The sequence below is a fragment of the Coprobacillus sp. genome, assembly GCF_984815275.1.
Map to the genome: position 1 here is coordinate 1 of NZ_CFJNYH010000009.1, position 19,419 is coordinate 19,419.

17 protein-coding genes are annotated in these 19,419 nt (G+C 32.6%); 13 read left to right on the forward strand and 4 right to left on the reverse strand.

The features are described 5' to 3' along the window. The first annotated feature begins 232 nt into the window (after positions 1-232). Both AC5M21_RS04765 and AC5M21_RS04770 read left to right on the forward strand, forming a co-directional pair. Positions 233-1,630, forward strand: coding sequence for a PTS sugar transporter subunit IIC (locus AC5M21_RS04765; RefSeq protein WP_008787534.1), 1,398 nt, complete (start codon positions 233-235; stop codon positions 1,628-1,630). Positions 1,631-1,788: 158 nt separating this feature from the next. After that, positions 1,789-2,304: a PH domain-containing protein gene (locus tag AC5M21_RS04770; RefSeq protein WP_008787535.1), complete on the forward strand. Its 516-nt coding sequence runs from the start codon at positions 1,789-1,791 to the stop codon at positions 2,302-2,304. 14 nt (positions 2,305-2,318) lie between these two features. On the opposite strand, the gene AC5M21_RS04775 is transcribed toward AC5M21_RS04770, so the two are convergent. After that, positions 2,319-2,999 carry a response regulator transcription factor gene (locus AC5M21_RS04775; RefSeq protein WP_008787536.1) on the reverse strand — a complete coding sequence of 227 codons (681 nt, stop codon included), beginning with the start codon at positions 2,997-2,999 and terminating at the stop codon, positions 2,319-2,321. A gap of 206 nt (positions 3,000-3,205) precedes the next feature. On the opposite strand from AC5M21_RS04775, the gene AC5M21_RS04780 reads away from it, so the two are divergent. The 3 genes from AC5M21_RS04780 to AC5M21_RS04790 all read left to right on the forward strand — a co-directional run bounded on the left by AC5M21_RS04780 (position 3,206) and on the right by AC5M21_RS04790 (position 6,571). Then, positions 3,206-5,284: a glutamine synthetase III family protein gene (locus AC5M21_RS04780; protein ID WP_008787537.1), complete on the forward strand. Its 2,079-nt coding sequence runs from the start codon at positions 3,206-3,208 to the stop codon at positions 5,282-5,284. A gap of 78 nt (positions 5,285-5,362) precedes the next feature. Then, complete coding sequence (locus AC5M21_RS04785; protein ID WP_008787538.1) at positions 5,363-5,824, forward strand: GNAT family N-acetyltransferase; 462 nt, start codon at positions 5,363-5,365, stop codon at positions 5,822-5,824. A 99-nt stretch (positions 5,825-5,923) separates the two neighbouring features. Continuing rightward, positions 5,924-6,571: a YczE/YyaS/YitT family protein gene (locus AC5M21_RS04790; protein WP_008787539.1), complete on the forward strand. Its 648-nt coding sequence runs from the start codon at positions 5,924-5,926 to the stop codon at positions 6,569-6,571. A 4-nt stretch (positions 6,572-6,575) separates the two neighbouring features. Here the strand turns inward: AC5M21_RS04790 and AC5M21_RS04795 are convergent, their stop codons facing one another. Both AC5M21_RS04795 and AC5M21_RS04800 read right to left on the reverse strand, forming a co-directional pair. Then, positions 6,576-6,998 carry a VanZ family protein gene (locus AC5M21_RS04795; RefSeq protein WP_008787540.1) on the reverse strand — a complete coding sequence of 141 codons (423 nt, stop codon included), beginning with the start codon at positions 6,996-6,998 and terminating at the stop codon, positions 6,576-6,578. Positions 6,999-7,057: 59 nt separating this feature from the next. Continuing rightward, positions 7,058-8,473 (reverse strand): glycoside hydrolase family 1 protein, encoded by a 1,416-nt coding sequence (locus AC5M21_RS04800; RefSeq protein WP_008787541.1) that lies wholly within the window; start codon positions 8,471-8,473, stop codon positions 7,058-7,060. Between the two features lie 170 nt (positions 8,474-8,643). On the opposite strand from AC5M21_RS04800, the gene AC5M21_RS04805 reads away from it, so the two are divergent. Beyond that, positions 8,644-9,156 carry an HD domain-containing protein gene (locus AC5M21_RS04805; protein ID WP_008787542.1) on the forward strand — a complete coding sequence of 171 codons (513 nt, stop codon included), beginning with the start codon at positions 8,644-8,646 and terminating at the stop codon, positions 9,154-9,156. Between the two features lie 184 nt (positions 9,157-9,340). On the opposite strand, the gene AC5M21_RS04810 is transcribed toward AC5M21_RS04805, so the two are convergent. After that, positions 9,341-11,200: an ABC-F family ATP-binding cassette domain-containing protein gene (locus tag AC5M21_RS04810; RefSeq protein WP_017143896.1), complete on the reverse strand. Its 1,860-nt coding sequence runs from the start codon at positions 11,198-11,200 to the stop codon at positions 9,341-9,343. A 150-nt stretch (positions 11,201-11,350) separates the two neighbouring features. On the opposite strand from AC5M21_RS04810, the gene AC5M21_RS04815 reads away from it, so the two are divergent. The 7 genes from AC5M21_RS04815 to AC5M21_RS04845 all read left to right on the forward strand — a co-directional run bounded on the left by AC5M21_RS04815 (position 11,351) and on the right by AC5M21_RS04845 (position 19,410). After that, on the forward strand, positions 11,351-13,270 hold the full coding sequence (locus tag AC5M21_RS04815) for an aconitate hydratase (RefSeq protein ID WP_008787544.1): 1,920 nt from the start codon (positions 11,351-11,353) through the stop codon (positions 13,268-13,270). Further along, entirely contained in the window at positions 13,270-14,262 is a 993-nt protein-coding gene (locus AC5M21_RS04820; RefSeq protein WP_008787545.1) for an isocitrate/isopropylmalate dehydrogenase family protein, read from the forward strand. The genes AC5M21_RS04815 and AC5M21_RS04820 overlap by 1 nt, the downstream gene beginning before the upstream one ends. 12 nt (positions 14,263-14,274) lie before the next feature. Further along, positions 14,275-14,952, forward strand: coding sequence for a GntR family transcriptional regulator (locus AC5M21_RS04825; RefSeq protein ID WP_008787546.1), 678 nt, complete (start codon positions 14,275-14,277; stop codon positions 14,950-14,952). Positions 14,953-15,343: 391 nt separating this feature from the next. Further along, complete coding sequence (locus AC5M21_RS04830; RefSeq protein ID WP_008787547.1) at positions 15,344-16,591, forward strand: PTS sugar transporter subunit IIC; 1,248 nt, start codon at positions 15,344-15,346, stop codon at positions 16,589-16,591. Positions 16,592-16,662: 71 nt separating this feature from the next. After that, positions 16,663-18,273: a gamma-glutamyltransferase gene (gene ggt / locus AC5M21_RS04835; protein ID WP_008787548.1), complete on the forward strand. Its 1,611-nt coding sequence runs from the start codon at positions 16,663-16,665 to the stop codon at positions 18,271-18,273. Positions 18,274-18,295: 22 nt separating this feature from the next. Next, positions 18,296-18,841 (forward strand): chromate transporter, encoded by a 546-nt coding sequence (locus AC5M21_RS04840; RefSeq protein ID WP_008787549.1) that lies wholly within the window; start codon positions 18,296-18,298, stop codon positions 18,839-18,841. Continuing rightward, positions 18,838-19,410 (forward strand): chromate transporter, encoded by a 573-nt coding sequence (locus AC5M21_RS04845; RefSeq protein WP_008787550.1) that lies wholly within the window; start codon positions 18,838-18,840, stop codon positions 19,408-19,410. The genes AC5M21_RS04840 and AC5M21_RS04845 overlap by 4 nt, the downstream gene beginning before the upstream one ends. Positions 19,411-19,419 lie beyond the last annotated feature (9 nt).

A 19,419-nucleotide genomic window follows, 5' to 3' on the forward strand; every position in this document is an offset into this window, starting at 1 on the left:
TCGATAGGTGAAGACCTCCGCAACAAAAGACCCTTATAGGGTCTGTACATACCACTTCTTTTAGGCGTGGTTATGATTACGCATAAAATGTCGAAAAAAAATCAAAACAAATTATAGCCTAAAATGGTACTTTTTTTGAAAAGTACCATACTTTTGTTTTAAAAGCATTGACTTTTTATAAAATAAATCTTATACTATTAGTGTCAAAAATATTTTAAGGGAGGAAAAAAATATGGACGCTTTTGCTGATAAGCTTGGACGCGTTGGTGCTTGGTGTGGTCAAAATAAATATTTAGGCGCAATCAAGAACGCATTCCAAAACTTCATGCCAGCAACTATCGCTGGTGCTATCGGTGTACTTTGGACAAACGTTTTAGTTAATGATAACGTTGTCGAAGGTAACGCACAAGGTCTTGGTGGAATTTTTGAACCAATTATGGCTTTAAAACCTATCAATGACGTATTTGCTGCAATTTCTTTTTGTACAATCTCATGTATTTCAATTGGTATCGTAATGTTAGTAGCTCAAGAAATCGGAGAAGCTAATGGTGAAACTGGTGCTTTCCCTGCAGTTCTTGGATTCATGTCATGGGCTGTTGTTACTCCAACTACAACAAACATCTGGCAAGGTACTGATGCTTTAGCATCTGGTGCTGTATTACCAGCTGGAACTGAAGCTATCACTACTGTAGGTGGTTTCGAAGGTAGTTATTTAGGAGCAACTGGGTTATTTACTGCATTATTAGTAGGTATCATCGCTCTTGAAATCTATAACTTATTCCGTAAGATGGACGCATTAAAAATTAAAATGCCTGAACAAGTACCACCTGGTGTTGCTCGTGCATTCGAAGTTTTAATTCCAACTTTCTTAACTTTATTAGTTGTAGGTACTATTGGATGGTTAGTGAAATTAGCTTCAGGTTCATACTTGAATGACTTAATTAAAACTTCTGTTCAAGAACCATTAATGAATATCATCGGTGACAATGTAATCGCTGTTATGTTCATGTATGTACTTATCTCTTTATTCTGGTTAGTAGGTATTCATGGTAACAACATGTTAGCTGCTGTTAAAGAACCAATCTTCAAACCTATGTTATATGCAAATACTGCATTATTTACAGATGGTAAATCAGTTCCTTTAACTCCAGAAATTAAAGCTCATGGATACTATACATTCAACCTTGGTATGATGCAAATGTTTGCTGAATGGGGAGGTTCTGGGGTAACTTTAGGTTTAGTTATTGCAATCTTTATCTTCTCTAAACGTGAAGATAACCGTGCAATCGCTACATTATCTATCGTTCCTGGTTTATTCAACATTAATGAAACTGTAACATTCGGTATTCCATTAGTATTAAACCCAATCTTAGGTATTCCATTTATCTTAGCTCCAGCACTTTGTATCGGTCTTGGATACTTGTTAGTAACTATGAAATTCTGTCCACCAGTTGTACTTGAAGTACCTTGGACAATGCCACCAATCTTGTTAGGATTCTTAGCAACAGGTGGAAACATTATGGGAGCTGTAAGCCAAATTATTGCAATTGCTTTTGCAACAGTAATTTATATCCCATTCTTAATTGCTTACGAAAAATATCAAAACAAACAAGCTGCTGCTGCAGAATAAGATTTGTAAGATAGTAAAAATTAAAGGGACGGTACACACCGTCCTTTTTTAATAAAAAATATCTCTTTTCTATCTGACCAATAGGATAATGTTTGTAATGAATAAGCGTTGTTATTTGGTAATAAATCATGTATAATAGAAAAGAAAGTGAGGCTTTTATGGAAAAAGAATTTAAAGTCAGAATGAACGTTGCAACGATCATATTCTTATGTGCATATGCATTATATACAATCTATGTTGCCGTGACTAAGGATATGAATACATTCATAACAATAGCAATATTTGGTGTACTATGTTGTATTTTCTTCTTAGGATTTAGACCATATAAATATATCATAGGAAAGAAGAGTTTATCTATACATTATCGTTTATGGAGAAAACGTCAAGTTGATTTGATGGAATGTGAAACAATTTGTGATCCAGTTTCTCGTTGGGCTGATATTGCAACAAGACCACATGCTATTGAAATATATACAAATACAAAAAAACGTTATTGCTGCTTCCCTAAACAACGTGTAGAGTTCGTAGCAGCTGTTATGAAAGAAAATAAAAGAATTCACTGTACAGTGAAAGCATATACTGATGTTCATAGACAATTAGAAAAACAACAACGTAAAGAAAAAAGAAAAGCAGAAAAAAAAGCTGCTAGAGAAAAGCAAAAGGAATCAGATTAATCATCCGATTCCTTTTAAAATGCCATTTTGTAGCTATCTTTACCAAAACGTTTAATATATTCTTGATCATTATTAATGAGTCTTAATTTCATGATAAGATTACTCATCAGTCCAGGAATTGAAGTTCCATCTTCATAAATAGATGAACCCCACACTTCTTCAAATAGATAAGAAATAGAAAAAGGCTGATATGGGTGAGAAATAAGAATTGTTAATAGTTTAAATTCGTTTTTAGTAAGATTAAGCGGTTTGTTTGCACATGAACAAGTTCTTGCTGTTGTATCTACAACAATATCTTTAAATCTATAAATACGTCTTGGTTTCAAAATCCCATTTTTATAGACTGATTGTATTTTTGATTCTATATCCTTGAGTTTATATGGGATCGTGACATAATCATCTGCTCCTGCATTTAGTAATGACTCTAAATAATCTGATGATAATGTATCACTAATAACAATGAGAATTGGCTGTCCACGTAATTTGGTCTGAACAAGAAATTCATTCGTTTTTAATCTAGGGAACTCATCTTCAATAATAATACAATCATAACTATGATTTTCATAATATTCTTCAAGTTCCTTGAATTGAATAACCTGATTACAAAGATATCCTTTATCTTCCAGAAATGCTTTTATTTGATCATTCGCTTCCTTATGGCTATGAATGATTAATGCTTTAAATTGACTAAACATAATTTTCACCTCTGCATATAAGTATAATCTTTCTTTTTAAAAATACAATAGGAATATAAATATATTTATATCAATATTTCAATATTATAACGATGTTGACATGCCTACACAAAGGCTATATAATAGCCTCAAAAACATTGATTATTTTGTGTAGACAGAGTCGACATAAATTGATACAATGGGTGATGACAAGGGGGAACTAATCAATGGATATGAATGAATTACTAGAAGATTATGGCTGTTTAACATTTAGTGATGATGTTATGAAAGAACGTATTCCTAAATCTACTTATAAAGCTTTTCATGAGGCTCTAGATAATGGAGAACCTTTACCTAAAGAAACTGCAACAGTTATTGCTAATGCAATGAAAATCTGGGCTGTTGAGAATGGTGCAACTCATTTTACGCATTGGTTTACACCAATGACTGGTTTAACAGCAGAAAAACATGATGCTTTTTTAGAACCAGATGGGAATAAAGCTTTACTTGAATTTAGTGGAAAAACGTTAAGAAAAGGGGAGCCAGATGCATCTTCTTTCCCATCAGGAGGATTACGTGCAACTTTCGAAGCAAGAGGATATACTGCTTGGGATTGTACATCTCCAGCATTTGTAAAAGATGGTTCGTTGTATATCCCAACATTATTTTGTTCATATACAGGAGAGGCGTTAGATAAAAAAACACCTTTATTAAAAGCAGTTGATGCTTTGTCAAAAGCATCATGTGAATTGTTGCCTTTATTAGGTTTGGAAGGTGTTACACAAGTTAGTGCATCTGTAGGAAGCGAGCAAGAATATTTCTTGGTTGCTGATGAATATTATCAAAAGCGAATGGATTTAAAATTAACTGGTAGAACTTTATTTGGAGCTATGGCACCAAAAGGTCAGGAGTTAGAGGATCATTATTTTGGAAGTATTAAACGTAAAGTTTCAGCTTTTATGAAAGAATTAGATAAAGAATTGTGGAAGTATGGGATTCCATCAAAAACAAAACATAATGAGGTTGCTCCTGCTCAGCATGAAGTTGCATGTGTTTATCGAAATGTAAATATTACAACAGATAATAATCATCTTCTCATGCAATTAATGCAAGATATTGCAAAAAAGCATGGTTTAAGATGTCTATTGCATGAAAAACCATTTGAAGGAGTCAATGGTTCTGGTAAACATGATAACTGGTCAGTTATCACAAATACAGGTGTGAATTTATTTAATCCAGGAGATAATCCAGCGAATAACTTACCTTTTATTGCTGCATTAGCTTGTACAATTAAGGCAGTAGATGAATATGCAGATTTATTACGTATGTCTATTGCTAGTGCTGGTAATGATCATAGATTAGGTGCTAATGAAGCTCCCCCTGCAATTATTTCAATGTTTTTAGGAGAAGAACTAGATAAATTAATTGATGCAATTGTTGATGGAAAAGAATTAGAGGACATCAATACTGGACGTTTCCAGACAGGTGTATCAGTTGTTCCAGATTTTTCTAAAGATAATACTGATCGCAACAGAACATCTCCATTTGCTTTTACAGGGAATAAATTTGAATTTCGTGCAGTTGGTTCATCACAATCTATTGCAGGACCAAATACAATTCTTAATACGATTTTGGCTGAAGAAATGGGAATTATGGCTAAAGAAATTAAAGGTGGAAAAACACCAATGGAAGTCATTAAGGAATTCCTTTCAGAGCATCGACGTATTATTTTTAATGGCGATGGATATTCTGCAGAATGGGAAGCTGAAGCAGTAAGACGTGGATTAGCTAATCATAAAAATACAGTAGATGCTATGAAATGTTTGAAAGAAGAAAAAAATATTGAAATGCTAGATAGACAAGGTGTTTATTCTAGAATTGAGTTAGCATCACGTTATGAAATATTATTAGATAATTATAATAAAGCAATACAGGTAGAAGCTCTAACTGCAAGTAAGATGGCGAGAAATGAGATTTATCCTGCTGCTCTTGCTTATTTAAAAGAGTTAGCATCAACAGCATTAAAAGTAAAACAAACTGGTGTTGATAACGGCTTCTTAGTAGATGATGTTAAAGTGCTATCAGAATTAATTTCAGATATGAAGATAAAAATGGAAAATTTAGATACTGAAATTATCAGAGCGCAGGCCTGCGATGCTGATATCATGGATCAATCTATTATTTGGAGAGATGGTGTATTTGCAGCAATGAATGCACTGCGTGAAACAGTAGATATTATTGAAACAAAAGTTGATGAAAAATATTGGCCAATGCCAACATATATGGATTTGTTATTTGGAATCTAACTGATAAGGAGTTAATGAACTCCTTTTTTAATTCATGATTTTGTGGTATAATATTTTTCAAAGGAAGGAGTGGGTAAAATGAAAACAAGACTTTATATGCCAACTGATTTAGAAGTTGTTCTGAAGTTATTTTATGATAATGTACATTCTGTATGTATAAATGATTATGCTAAGGAACAATTAGATGCTTGGGCGCCTCAAGATCCAGATATTTATCGTTGGGAGGCATCCTTAAATAAGAATCATACTTTAGTTGTTGAAGAAGATGGGAAAATTATAGGCTTTGGTAATGTAGGGGAAACTGGATATTTAGACAGACTCTATGTAAGTCATGAATATTTACATCAAGGTGTTGCTTCGCTTATTTTGGAGCAGTTAGAAAAGTATGTGAGGGCAAAGGGAATTGCTTTTATAAATACTGCTGCTTCTATTACATCTAAACCCTTTTTTGAAGCGAAGGGATTTATTGAATTATCAGAACAAACTGTTGAAAGAAGAGGTGTCAGATTAAGACGTTACTTAATGGAAAAGAAACTTTAGTTTCTTTTTTTCTATTTTGAAAACTTTTTTCATTTTGTGAAATAATTGAGACAATTTCATGAGATTCTATATAATAGATAACACTGTGGAGGAAGAAGTATGAATGTAAAAAGTAAAAGATATATATTGATTGTTTTGGCATTTATGATTGTTGGAACAGGCTGTGCATTTACACTGAAATCAGGAATTGGAGTTGGAGCTTGGGATGCAATGGCAAAATCAGTATCAGATTTAATTGGTATTGAGGTTGGAACAATGGGGATGATCTTTAATTGTACTTGTGTTGTTGGTCAGATTATTATCTTAAGAAAGAAATTTAGATGGATTCAATTATTACAGATTCCTCTGAGTGTTTTATTAGGGATGGTTATTAATTTTGTGTTTTATGAACTTTTAATTTTTGAATTTCAATCATTTGCAGGTGGGATTATTATGTATATCATAGCAAGTACTGTTTGTGCATTTGGAGTTTCCATTGTTATGTTATTAGATGAAGTTACATTTGCATTAGAAGGATTTTGTATGGCTTTAACAGATATCATTCCAGTTAAGTTTCATGTTGTCAGACAGGCAGCAGATGTTATCAGTGTCTTAATTGTTGTGATATTAACACTTATATTTAATATTTCATGGTCTATTGGGATAGGAACAATTTTAGGAATGTTGACTTTTGGTCCTACACTTGGTATCTTTATGAAAATATTTAAACCCATTCTAAAGAAACAAGGTTTATTAACTTATGAATAAAGTGCTATTCTTGCGAATAACACTTTTTCTTTTTAATGAAATAAAAGAGAATAATGGCGATTATTCCACCTGTCGTATCAATCATGACATCAGCCAATTGACCAGACCTCCCAACAATAAATAATTGATGAAACTCATCACTACAAGCATATAGAAACGTTGCAGACAAAGAGAAAAGGAGAACTTTTTGCAATATGAATTTATTCTTAGAAAACCCATAAATAAAAGTGAATGTGAGTAAGGCATATTCGCCCATATGAGCCATCTTTCTTATAATCAGTTCTGGAACAATAATATGTAAATGATTCTCAAGCCAATTGACAATATATGTACTCAAACCAGATGATTCAGTTCCTGTTTGATGTGAAAACCAAAAGATAATAATCATAAATAGTATAGATGGGATAAAATATTTTATTTTTTTCATGGTAGCACCTCTTGATATATTATAAAAGAACTTGTCATAACTGACAAGTTCTCATCTTATTAATCTGTTAAATCTTCACCATTTGTAGCAATAACTTTTTTATACCAATAGAAAGAGTCTTTTCTATATCTATCTAATGTTTTTAAATCAAATTCTTCTCTATCTACATAAATAAAACCATAACGTTTTACCATACCCTCATGAGTAGAAATTAAGTCAATTGCAGACCAAGGACAATATCCCATCATTTCACAACCATCACTAATTGCTAATTGAACTTGTTCAATATGTTTTCTTAGATATTCAATTCTATATGGATCATGTACTTTTCCGTCTTCTAATTTATCATAAGCACCTAATCCATTTTCAGTAACAATCATTGGTAAACGATATCTAGAATACATTTCACGAATAGTTGCTCTAAATCCCATAGGATCAATTTCCCATCCAAATTCAGTTGTTGGTAAGTGAGGGTTTCTAAATCCTTTGAACATTCCTTTTTCACCACGAGCTGTTTGTTGATCAGCTGCACCATCACATTCAACAGAACCATCTTCCCATTCACAAGTTGCTGTATTATAGTAGTTAAAACCAATAAAGTCAGGATGTCCACTCTTTAAAGCTTCTGCATCACCTTCAGCAAAATCAGGAGTAGCATCATGTTCTTCTAACCAAGCCCATACTAAATTGTTATATACACCATAAACTGCCATATCTAAATATAACCAGTTTCTCACAGCATTATAGTTTTGTGCAGCTAAGTTATCTTCTGGTTTACAGCTTGCTGGATAAACTAATGAGATATTTGGTGCGGGTCCAATTTTCGCTCCTGGTAACATCTCATGACATAATGCCATTGCTTTCGCCTGAGCAACTAACATATGATGGTTTTGCTGATAGATTTCTTTTAATTCATTTGTACAACCTTCAGGTATAGTTAATGTACCAATAACTGGTCCAACTAATGTTAACATATTTTGTTCATTGATTGTTAACCAGTATTTCACTCTGTCACCAAAGTTTTCATACATAACTTTTGCAAAGTTTAAGAACCAATCAACTGATTCTCTATTAGACCAAGAACCACGTTCATCTAATGCAGCAGGCATATCGAAATGGAACATTGTGACTAATGGTTCAATACCATATTTTAAACATTCATCAATCAGATTGTTATAATACTCAATTCCTTTTGGATTGACTGCTCCTGTTCCTTCAGGGATAATTCTTGACCAAGAAATAGAAAAACGATAAGTTTTGAATCCCATTTCAGCCATTAAAGCAATATCTTCTTTATATCTATGATATTGATCTGCACAAACTGTTAAATCAGATGTTCCTTCTGGTACTTCTTTAACATCTTGACAAGAAGGTCCTTTTCCGTCTTCTAAATTTGCACCTTCTACTTGATATGCAGAAGTACTTGCTCCCCAAAGAAAATCTTGAGGAAATGGTTTTAAGTTTTTGTGTAACATTATTCATTCTCCTTTGCATTTTATTTACATTGTCATTATACATAAAAAGATGGTTTGAATAACGTTCTTTCATTTTGTGAAAAAAGTTTTTAAGATATGAAAATAATCATGAATTTATTTGCAAATAAGAACATATATTTGTACAATAGATATACAAAGAGGTGAAAACTGTGAAAAATATATATGCAATCATACAATTAAATGAACATGGTTTTGATATCTTAAACTCCAAGAATATGCAATTAGAAAAAACATTTATACAACATGGTAGGTTAAGCACATATAATCACTCTTTGTTTGTTGCTTATATGAGTCTTTGTATAGCTGGAAAACTTCGTATCAAAATTAATGAGCGGAGTCTTGTCCGTGGAGCACTTCTTCATGATTATTTTCTCTATGATTGGCATATACCATCAACTGAAAATAGACGTCATGCGTTTGATCATCCTCGTCGTGCATGGGAAAATGCGAGTCAAGATTTTGAATTAACTGAATGTGAGAAAGACATTATTTTGAAGCATATGTTTCCGCTCACATTAAAACTGCCAAAATATCGTGAGAGTTATATTGTTTTATTAGCTGATAAATACTGCGCTATTTATGAAACATTAGCATGGAAGCGGACAAAGAGGAAATTATCTTTTTTAGAAGATTATTTAGGCAAGCAGACAATCATTTCTTAAGCATCATAAGATGCTTTTTTTGTTCATTTTATGGCTCTTAACAAACTATCTTGTTATAAATCAAGGCAATTTATCAGTTTCATATCTTTTTTGGATTGTCATCCGTTTAACTTATGCTATATTTCAGATATAAAAAATCTTGCTTTGAACAAGAGAAAATAAAAAGTTGGATAATAATATCCAACTAAGACTGTAACTCTTCCCATGTTTCTAATAATTGTTCTAATTGATATTGAGAATCATCTATACATTTTATAGTTTCATTATATTTTTGATAGTCATTTAATATCTCTTCATTATGAAGAGATTCATTATATTGACTTATTTTTAATTCAAGTTCAGAAATTTGTTTTTCAATCTTTTTGATTTGATTTTGTTGTTTACGAGTCTCTGACTGACTTTTCTTTTGTTCAAGATATGAAGTGTTTTTTTCTTTTTCAACCTTAACTTCATTTTTATGATCTAGATAAGTTGTATAGTTACCAGAATATGTATGTGAGCCATGAGCAGTCATTTCAACCACTTTTGTAGAGAGCTTATTAATAAAATAACGATCATGACTAATAAAAAGAATTGTTCCTTGAAAAGACATTAAAGCATCTTCTAAAACTTCTTTTGATTCAATGTCTAGATGATTGGTAGGTTCATCAAGGACAAGGAAATTACATCTTGATAACAGTAACTTCATTAAAACAACACGACCACGTTCGCCACCAGATAAAACATCAATGGTTTTAAAAGCGTCATCGCCTTTGAATTGAAATGAAGCACAGGCACTTCTAATTTCAGTGTTATTCATTTGAGGATATGTATCACTAATCTCTTGAAATATTGTTTTGTTGAAAGAGAGTGATGTATGTTCTTGGTCATAGTACCCAATCATGACTTTACTACCTAATTTGATTTTTCCACTTTTTTGAGAAAGGCGCCCTAATAGAATTTGAAAAAGTGTTGTCTTCCCAATCCCATTAGGTCCAATTAAAGCGACTCTTTCTTGTTTCTTCACTTCAAAATGAATATTTTCAAACAGTGGCTGATCAAAAGCCATAGCTAAATCTTTGACTTTTAAAACATCATAACCTGATTCTACAACAGGCTGAAACTGAATCTTCATGGATTGAGGTAAGGCATCAGGTCTTTCTACTTTTTCCATTTTTTCTAAGGCTTTTTCTTTACTTTCAGCACGTTTAACTTGTTTTTCACGATTATATGATTTTAAAAGATCAATACTTTCCTGCATTCTTTTGATTTCTTTTTGATTATCTATATAATGTTTTAAATCAACTTCACGATTATGCTTTTTTATAATAGCATATTCTTGATATGAGCATTTATATAAGGTTGATTTTCCGTTTTCTATTTCAATAATTTGATTCGTGACTTGATCAATAAAGTATCTATCATGAGAAACCATAATAATCGCATGAGGATAACTTTTAAGATAAGCTTCTAACCATTCAATAGATTCAACATCTAAATGATTGGTTGGTTCATCAAGTAAAAGTAAACTTGGTTTTAACAACAATAATCTTCCTAATGCAATTCTGGTTTTTTGACCACCAGATAAAATACTCATTGTCATATTCCAAGTCTCTTCTTCAAAGCCAAGCCCCTTTAAGACACCTTTAATTTGACTTTGATATGTATATCCACCATCTCTTTCAAACTCATAAGAGAGTTGGTCATATTCTTTCATAATAGAATCTAAATCTTGAGTTGTTGTCATGAGTTGTTCTAAAACGCGGAGACGTTCTTCTTTTTTGATAAGTGGTTGAAATACATTGAGTAAGGCGTCATAGACTGTTAATTGAGGATCAATTGTATTATGTTGAGATAAATAGCCAATCGTTGATTCTTTGGACTTAAAAATATCACCACTATCATAAGATTCTTCTTCACAAAGAATTTTAAGAAGTGTTGTTTTTCCAGCACCATTAACACCAATGATAGCTAATTTATCATGTTCTTCAATTTTAAAAGTTATATCTTTAAGCAAATCAATCCCTTGGAATGATTTCTTTAAAGATGAGCAAGCTAATATCATTTTTATCACCGCAACTATTGTAACATATTACACCCTATATTTAAAATAAATATTTGTTGTTATCAAAATCTGCTAAAAAATAAAATAATAATATTGATTGTATATACTCTATAATGTATAATTGTATACAATAAAGAAAGGTGGGGTTATATGAATTTAGCATATAAGATTTTAAGTTCACATTTAAAAGAGGGGAAACTTGTTCCGGGAGAACAAATTTGTATACAGATTGATCAAACACTTACACAGGATTCAACTGGAACGATGGCATACTTACAGTTAGAAGCTATGGAAGTGGGACATGTAGCGGTGGATAAAGCAGTGGCGTATATTGATCACAATATGTTACAGACTGGATTTGAAAATATGGATGATCATGAGTTTATTCGTAGTGTGGCTAAAAAACATGGAATTACATTTTCTAAGCCAGGAAATGGTGTATGTCACCAACTTCAATTAGAAAACTTTTCTAAACCTGGAGAAACATTAGTGGGAAGTGATTCACATACACCAACTTGTGGAGCAATGGGAATGATTGCGATTGGAGCAGGGGGATTAGATGTTGCTGTAGCAATGGCAACAGGAAAATATTACTTACAATGTCCATCAGTGATTCAAGTCAATTTAACTGGTCAAAAAGCACCATGGGTTAGTGCGAAAGATATTATTTTAAAAGTTTTACAAGAATTAAGCGTTAAAGGTGGCGTTAATAAAATTGTTGAATATACAGGTGAAGGAATTGCAACACTGTCTTTAACTGATCGTGCAACAATTTGTAATATGGGAGCAGAACTTGGTGCAACAACTTCAGTTTTTCCAACTGATAAAAGAACTCTTGAATATTTAAAACAACAGGGTAGAGAGAATGATTATGTTGAAATGAAAGCTGATGCTGATGCAACTTATGATCAGGTATTAGAAATTGATATGTCTACATTAGAGCCTATGGTTGCAAAGCCACATAGTCCAGATGCTGTTGTTCCAGCTAGAGAATTAGAAGGAATGGCTATCAATCAAGTTGTTATTGGATCATGTACGAATTCATCATTTGCTGATATGATGAGAGCTGCTAAAATCTTAAAAGGGCGAAAAGTTGCAGAGCATGTTTCACTTGTTATTGCACCTGGTTCTTCAAGTATTCTAGCAATGCTATCAGAGAATGGAGCTTTGGCTGATATGATTCAGGCTGGCGCAAGAATTCTTGAATGTGGATGTGGACCTTGCATTGGTATGGGGCAGGCACCATTATCAAAGGGTGTCTCATTAAGAACGATTAATCGTAATTTTAAAGGACGTTCTGGAACAAATGATGCAGGTGTTTATTTGGTTTCACCAGAAGTTGCTGCACTTTCAGCTGTGAAAGGATGTTTTTCATCAATGTTTGAAGATGATATGTATTTAGAGGAAGTTCCAAGTACACCATTTATTAAGAATGCAAACTTCTTTATTAATGATTACGATCCTTATACAGAGGTTTATATGGGACCAAATATAAAACCTGTTCCAAGAGGAGAAAAATTAGCAAAAAATATTCAAGGAAAGATGGTGCTTAAAGTTGGAGATAATATTTCAACAGATCATATTGTTCCTTCAGATTCTAAATTATTACCTTATCGTTCAAATGTTCCTCATTTGGCTAAATTCTCTTTCTGTAAAGTTGATGATCAATTCTATCATCGTGCAATTGAAAATGGTGGAGGATTTATTGTTGGAGGAGACAATTATGGTCAAGGTTCTTCAAGAGAACATGCAGCATTAGTTCCTAATTACTTGAAAATCAAAGCTATTTTTGCCTTATCATTTGCGAGAATTCATAGATCAAACTTAATTAATAATGGAATCTTACCATTGATAATTGATCAAGTAGGATATGATTTCTTCAATGATCAAGATGAATATGTTTTATTAGATGTCAAAGATGCAGTAGAAAATGGGACAGATGTGACTGTTCAAAATATAAATACAAAAGAAACTATTGTTGCCAAGTTATCATTGGCACCTAGAGAAAAAGTAATGATTTTACAAGGTGGATTATTAAATGCAATTAAAGAGTTAGGGGGAGATTTTTAATGAAAGCAGTTTTAATACCTGGAGATGGCATTGGACCAGAAATTGCAAAGAGTGTCGAAAATATTACCGAGGCAATGAAATTAGATATTGAATGGATCACATATCAGGCTGGGGCTGAATATGCCACAACGACAAAAGAAGTTTTTGAACCAGGATTGGTTGATGCGATAAAAGAATATAAATGGGCATTAAAAGGTCCAACTGCAACACCAATTGGTACTGGATTTAGAAGTGTTAATGTTGCTTTAAGACAACAGTTTGCAACCTATGCAAATGTAAGACCAATTCGTTCATTTAAGGGAATTGATTCTAAATATGAAAATATTGATTTGGTTATGATAAGAGAAAATACTGAAGATTTATATAAAGGTATTGAATATATGATTAATGATAATATGGCGAATGGTATTAAATTAATTACACGTGAAGCGAGTGAAAAGATTTGCCGATATGCTTTTGAGTATGCTAAAATGAATAATAGACACAAAGTGACAGCTATTCATAAAGCAAATATTATGAAATATACAGATGGACTTTTTTTGGAAGCATTTAGAGATGTTGCAAGAGATTATCCAAATATCGAAGCACAAGAAGTTATTGTTGATAATATGTGTATGCAGCTTGTTCTAAGACCTGAGACATTTGATGTTTTGGTTGCACCTAATCTATATGGTGATATCGTTTCAGATTTATGTGCAGGATTAATTGGGGGATTAGGGTTTGCTCCTAGTGGTAATATAGGAGACGAATATCGTATTTATGAAGCTGTTCATGGAAGTGCTCCAGATATTGCTGGTCAAAACATTGCAAATCCAAGTGCTTTATTGTTAGCTTTTGCATTGATGTTAGAAGCAATGGGGAAATTAGAAGAAGCGAATCAGTTAAGAGATGCTTTAGCAGCAGTTGTTGAGGAAGGAAAAATCGTAACTCCTGATATTGGAGGAACTGCAACAACGACTGAATTTACTCAAGCTATTATTGAAAAATTATAGGAGGAAAATTATATGCCGTCACACAGTTTGTTTGATCAGGTATCGCACGGCTCTTTAGGAAATAAGATATTTGATATATTGAGGGATCGTATTTTAAATGAAGAATATGAGAATGGACAAAAACTCAATGAATTATCTTTAGCGAATGAATTAAAAATCAGTAGAACGCCAATTAGAGAAGCATTAAAACAATTAGAATTAGAGGGTTTGGTGGAAAGTATTCCTAATAAAGGTGTTTATGTCAAAGGGTTTTCACCAAGGGATATAGATGATATGTTTGAAATTCGTTTGGCTTTAGAAGGGCTTGCTATTCAATTAGCAATTGATCGTATGGATGAAATTCATTTGGTTAAGATTAAGGATGTTTTTGAATTGATGGAGTTCTATACTGGAAAAAAAGAACAAGAGAAAATTAATGATTTAAATATTCTTTATCATGAGACAATCTATCAGGCAACTCAGTCACAATATTTTGAACAATTATTAAAAGATGTTCATTATTATGTTTCTGTGACAAGTCGTCATTCTATTACACAACCTGAAAGATTAGAAACAGCATTAAAGGAACATAAAGCTATTTTAGATGCTATTATTGCTAATGATAAAGAACTTGCTAAAGAAACAATTCAAAAACATATTAGAAAAACTCAAGTTTTGGTTAGAAAATACTATACAAATAAAGGTAAATAAAAAAGGCTCTATTTGGTCAAATGATCAGATAGAGTCTTTGCTTTGCATTCATAATGAATATATAGAAAGATATCTATCATTAATTAATAATCCTGGTATGGTGTATAACTGCTAAAGGAAATGTTCTAACATATAGCATAATAAATATAAACTTTTGACTTATCCTATTCCTCTTTATTTTTTGATAAATTACTCATTCAACTTTTTTTCAAAGAGAAATTCATCAATTTTTCAGTATAGAAAATATTGTTGAATATAAATATGATAATAATGTATTAACAATATAATCTAAATAATTAAACATTATATCCTTTACTTTAAAACATTATTATGATAATATGGAGTTAAGAAAGGATCTGAATAACAAATTCAGAGGAGAGGATGAAGAAATATGAAGAAATTTATGTCATTTATGGAAGATAAAGTTGCTCCAATATTTGCTAAATTAGCGACAAATCCCTATTTAACAGGTATTAAAGATGGTATGATTGCAACTGTCCCTTTCACTATTTTTGGTAGTTTGTTTATTATTATTGCACAGTTTCCAAATGATACATGGGCGAAAATTGTCGAACCATATAAGGCTATGTTGAATGTTCCAAATCAAATGACGATTGGTATCATTGCTTTGTTTGTTGCTTTTTCAGTTGGATATAACTTGTCAAAATCTTTTAAACAAGACCCATTAATGGGAGGTATCATTTCATTTATTGGATTTATGATTTTACAGGTTGATGAAGAATTTGCTATGGCAACTACATATTTTGGTTCTAAGGGGATATTTACAGCGCTTTTGGTTGCTATATTCTGTGTTAAAATCTTACAATTGTTTGTTGAACATAACTGGGTTATTCGTTTTCCAGAAGGTGTTCCACCTGCAGTATCTAAATCTTTTTCAGCATTAATTCCAAGTATTGTAGCTTTATCAATTCTTTTCATTTTACGTTGTGTACTGGGAATTCAAATACCAGAACTTGTTACACAATTGTTCTCACCATTAGTCTTTGCTTTAAATTCATATCCTGGTATTTTGGTTTATATGGTTGTTTCACAATTATTATGGTGTGTTGGTATACATGGTCAATCTGTTTTAAATGCGGTAGGTACACCAATTTTTACAACATTCATTACTGCAAATACTGAAGCATTCTTGGCTGGACAGCCAATTCCTTATATTACTGCATTAGGTTTCATTCCTTGGTTTGTGAGTTTAGGTGGAGCTGGTGCAACATTGGCTTTAGTTATCATCATGTGCCGTTCAAAAGAAAAATCTTTGCGTACTTTAGGACGTTTATCATTACCAGCAGGTATTTTTGAAATTAATGAGCCTGTGACATTTGGATTACCAATCGTTATGAACCCTGTTATGATGATTCCATTTGTATTAATTGATGCCATTTTAGTTACTGGAACTTATTTCTTGATGTTCTTTAATATTATTGGTCGACCTGTTGTGCAGATTCCTTGGATTATGCCTCCAGTTATAGGTTCTTATCTTGCAACAGGAGGAAATATTCCTGCTGCCGTTTGGGCACTCTGTGGAATCGTCATTGCTGGTATTGTTTACTATCCATTTGTAAAGATTGTAGAACGTGAACGTTTAGCTGCTCAAGAAAATGGAACAGAAGCAACTGAATAATATAAAAGACTTGAGATGGTTGGGGCAAACTCTCAACTTTCTCTTTTTATAGAAAGATTGGAGGATAAAAAATGAAACATAGAGGCATAGTTATGAGTAAAAAAGGGATGGTTTCATCAGCCCATACACTTATTTCAGCATCTGGTTTAAAAGTTTTAAACAGAGGTGGAAATGCCATGGATGCTTGTATTGCAATGGCTTTAACAAGTGGTGTCGTTTTACCAGATATGTGTGGGTTAGGTGGCGATGCATTCTTGCTTTATTATGATGCAAAGACTCAAAAAATAACTGCAATGAATGGTTCGGGTGGAGCTCCAGCAAAGGCAACGATTGAATATTATCAGTCATTGGGACTTAAATCTGTTCCTAAAGATGGTATGCTCTCAGTGACCGTACCAGGAGCTGTTGATGTTTATTTTGAGGCATTAAAACAATTTGGAACATTAAGTTTTGCTGATCTATGTGAAGATGCTATTGAATTATCAGAAACTGGTGTACCTGTATCAGAAAAGGTTGCCAGACACATGCATACAGATTATCAAAAAATGTGCAGGTTTAAAAACTTAAAAAATTTATATCTCAAAGATGGAAAACCATATCCTTATGGTGAACTTGTTTATAATAAGGATTATGCAAAGAGTTTACGTTATTTAAAAGAACATGGGCGAGATGGTTTCTATAAAGGTAAACTGGCTGATAAGATTGTAGAATATTCACATGAGCATGGAGGGATTTTTGAAAAGTCTGATTTTGAAAATTATCATTGTCAAATATTAGAACCTATCTCTGTTGATTATCGAGGTTATCGTATTTTTCAAACACCACCAGTTTCACAAGGTATTATTCATCTAGAAGAATTGTCTATTCTTAATCAATTTAATATGTCACAGTATGAGCCAGATAGTGCTGAAGCTATTCATTTGATGGTGGAGGCAAAGAAAATTGCATTTAGAGATCGTATGAAGTATTTTGGAGATCCTGAATTTGTTGAAAATCCAACTGAAATTCTATTGAGTGAAGAGTATGCTTCGCAAGTTGCAGGTTGTATCCATATGGATTCTTGCGCCAATGAAGATGATGTCTTTGAACATGAAAATGGACATACAACAAGCATGATAGTTGTTGATCAAGAAGGCAATGCTGTATCTTTTATTCATAGTATTTCAGCAACATGGGGTTCAGGAGAGATTGTTGATGGAACAGGTATTTTATTAAACAATCGAGCTGGGACTGGGTTTAATTTACAAGCTGGTCATCCAAATGCTATTGCCCCTTATAAAAAAACCATGCATACACTCAATACATATTTAATTACAGATTCCAATGGTCGTTTAAAATATGTTGGAAATACACCTGGTGGAGATAATCAACCACAGTGGAATATGCAAGTTGTTTGTAATCTATTAGATTTTGGATTAGATGTTCAAAGCTCTGTTGAACATGGAAAATGGGCTGATATGCATACGTTTGATGAAGAAGGGAAATCTCATCATGTGTTAAAGATTGAATCACAGGTTGGTGAAGAAGTTCTAGAAAAATTAAGACAGATGGGACATACTTTGAAAGTGATTGAACCATTTACTTGTTCAGGGGCTTGTCAAATTATTGAAATTCAGGAAGATGGTTTGAGATTAGGAGGTAGTGATCCACGAGCAGATGGTGCTGCAATGCCTGAAATATAGAAAATGGAGGGGAAACAGATATATGAAGGATTTATTTGAACTTTATATAACCTTTGCCAAGATTGGCAGTATAACTTTTGGAGGTGGGTATGCTATGTTGCCTATTCTTCAAAGAGAAATTGTAGAAAATAAAAAATGGGAAAGCGATGAAGATCTTCTAGATTATTTTGCAGTTGGTCAATGTACACCTGGAATTATTGCTTTGAATGTTTCAACATTCATTGGCAATAAACGAAAAGGAACAATTGGTGGGATTGTTGCAAGTCTAGGCTTTATAACAATTCCTATTGCCTTATTGCTGGTTATTAGCATATTTTTAAATAACTTTGCAGATTATGCCATTGTCAAAAATGCTTTTGCTGGTGTAAGAGTATGTGTTTGTGTTTTAATTCTTAATGCTGTAGAACGATTATGGAAAAAATCAATGATTAATCATAAGGCATTGCTTATATTTGTTGTGGTTTTAGGACTAACATTGTTTACTGATATTCCTTTATATGTCATTGTTCTCTCTTCATCTGTTGTCGGAGCTTTGTTAAACCGCTGGAAAGGAGCAGAAGCAAAATGATTTTATTACAATTGTTTTTTGAATTCTTCAAAGTAGGACTTTTTTCCATTGGTGGGGGATTAGCCACTTTACCATTTCTATATGATATCTCAAATACACTTGGCTGGTTTACACATGGCGATATTGCCAATATGATTGCTATTGCAGAATCAACACCAGGAGCCATTGGTATTAATATGTCTACTTATGCAGGCTATCAAGTTGATGGTATACTTGGTGGTATAGTTGCCACAATTGGATTGATTACACCATCTGTTATTATTATTTTAGTGATTGCACGATTGTTAAAAAAGTTTAAAGAAAATAAACTTGTTCAAGATGTTTTCTTTGGTTTAAGGCCAGCCTCTGTTGCTATGATAGCATCAGCTGGAATTGGAGTCATTAAAATTGCCTTAGTGAATATCCCACTGTTTGAGTCAACAGGGCATCTCTTAGATTTATTTGTTGTTCCTGGAATTATTTTAGCTATCGTTCTCTATACGTTATCTAAGAAAACAACTTGGTCACCAATTATTCTCGTTGCTATAAGTGCAGTTGTCGGAATTGTGTTGCATTTAGGTGGTGCATAAATATAAAAA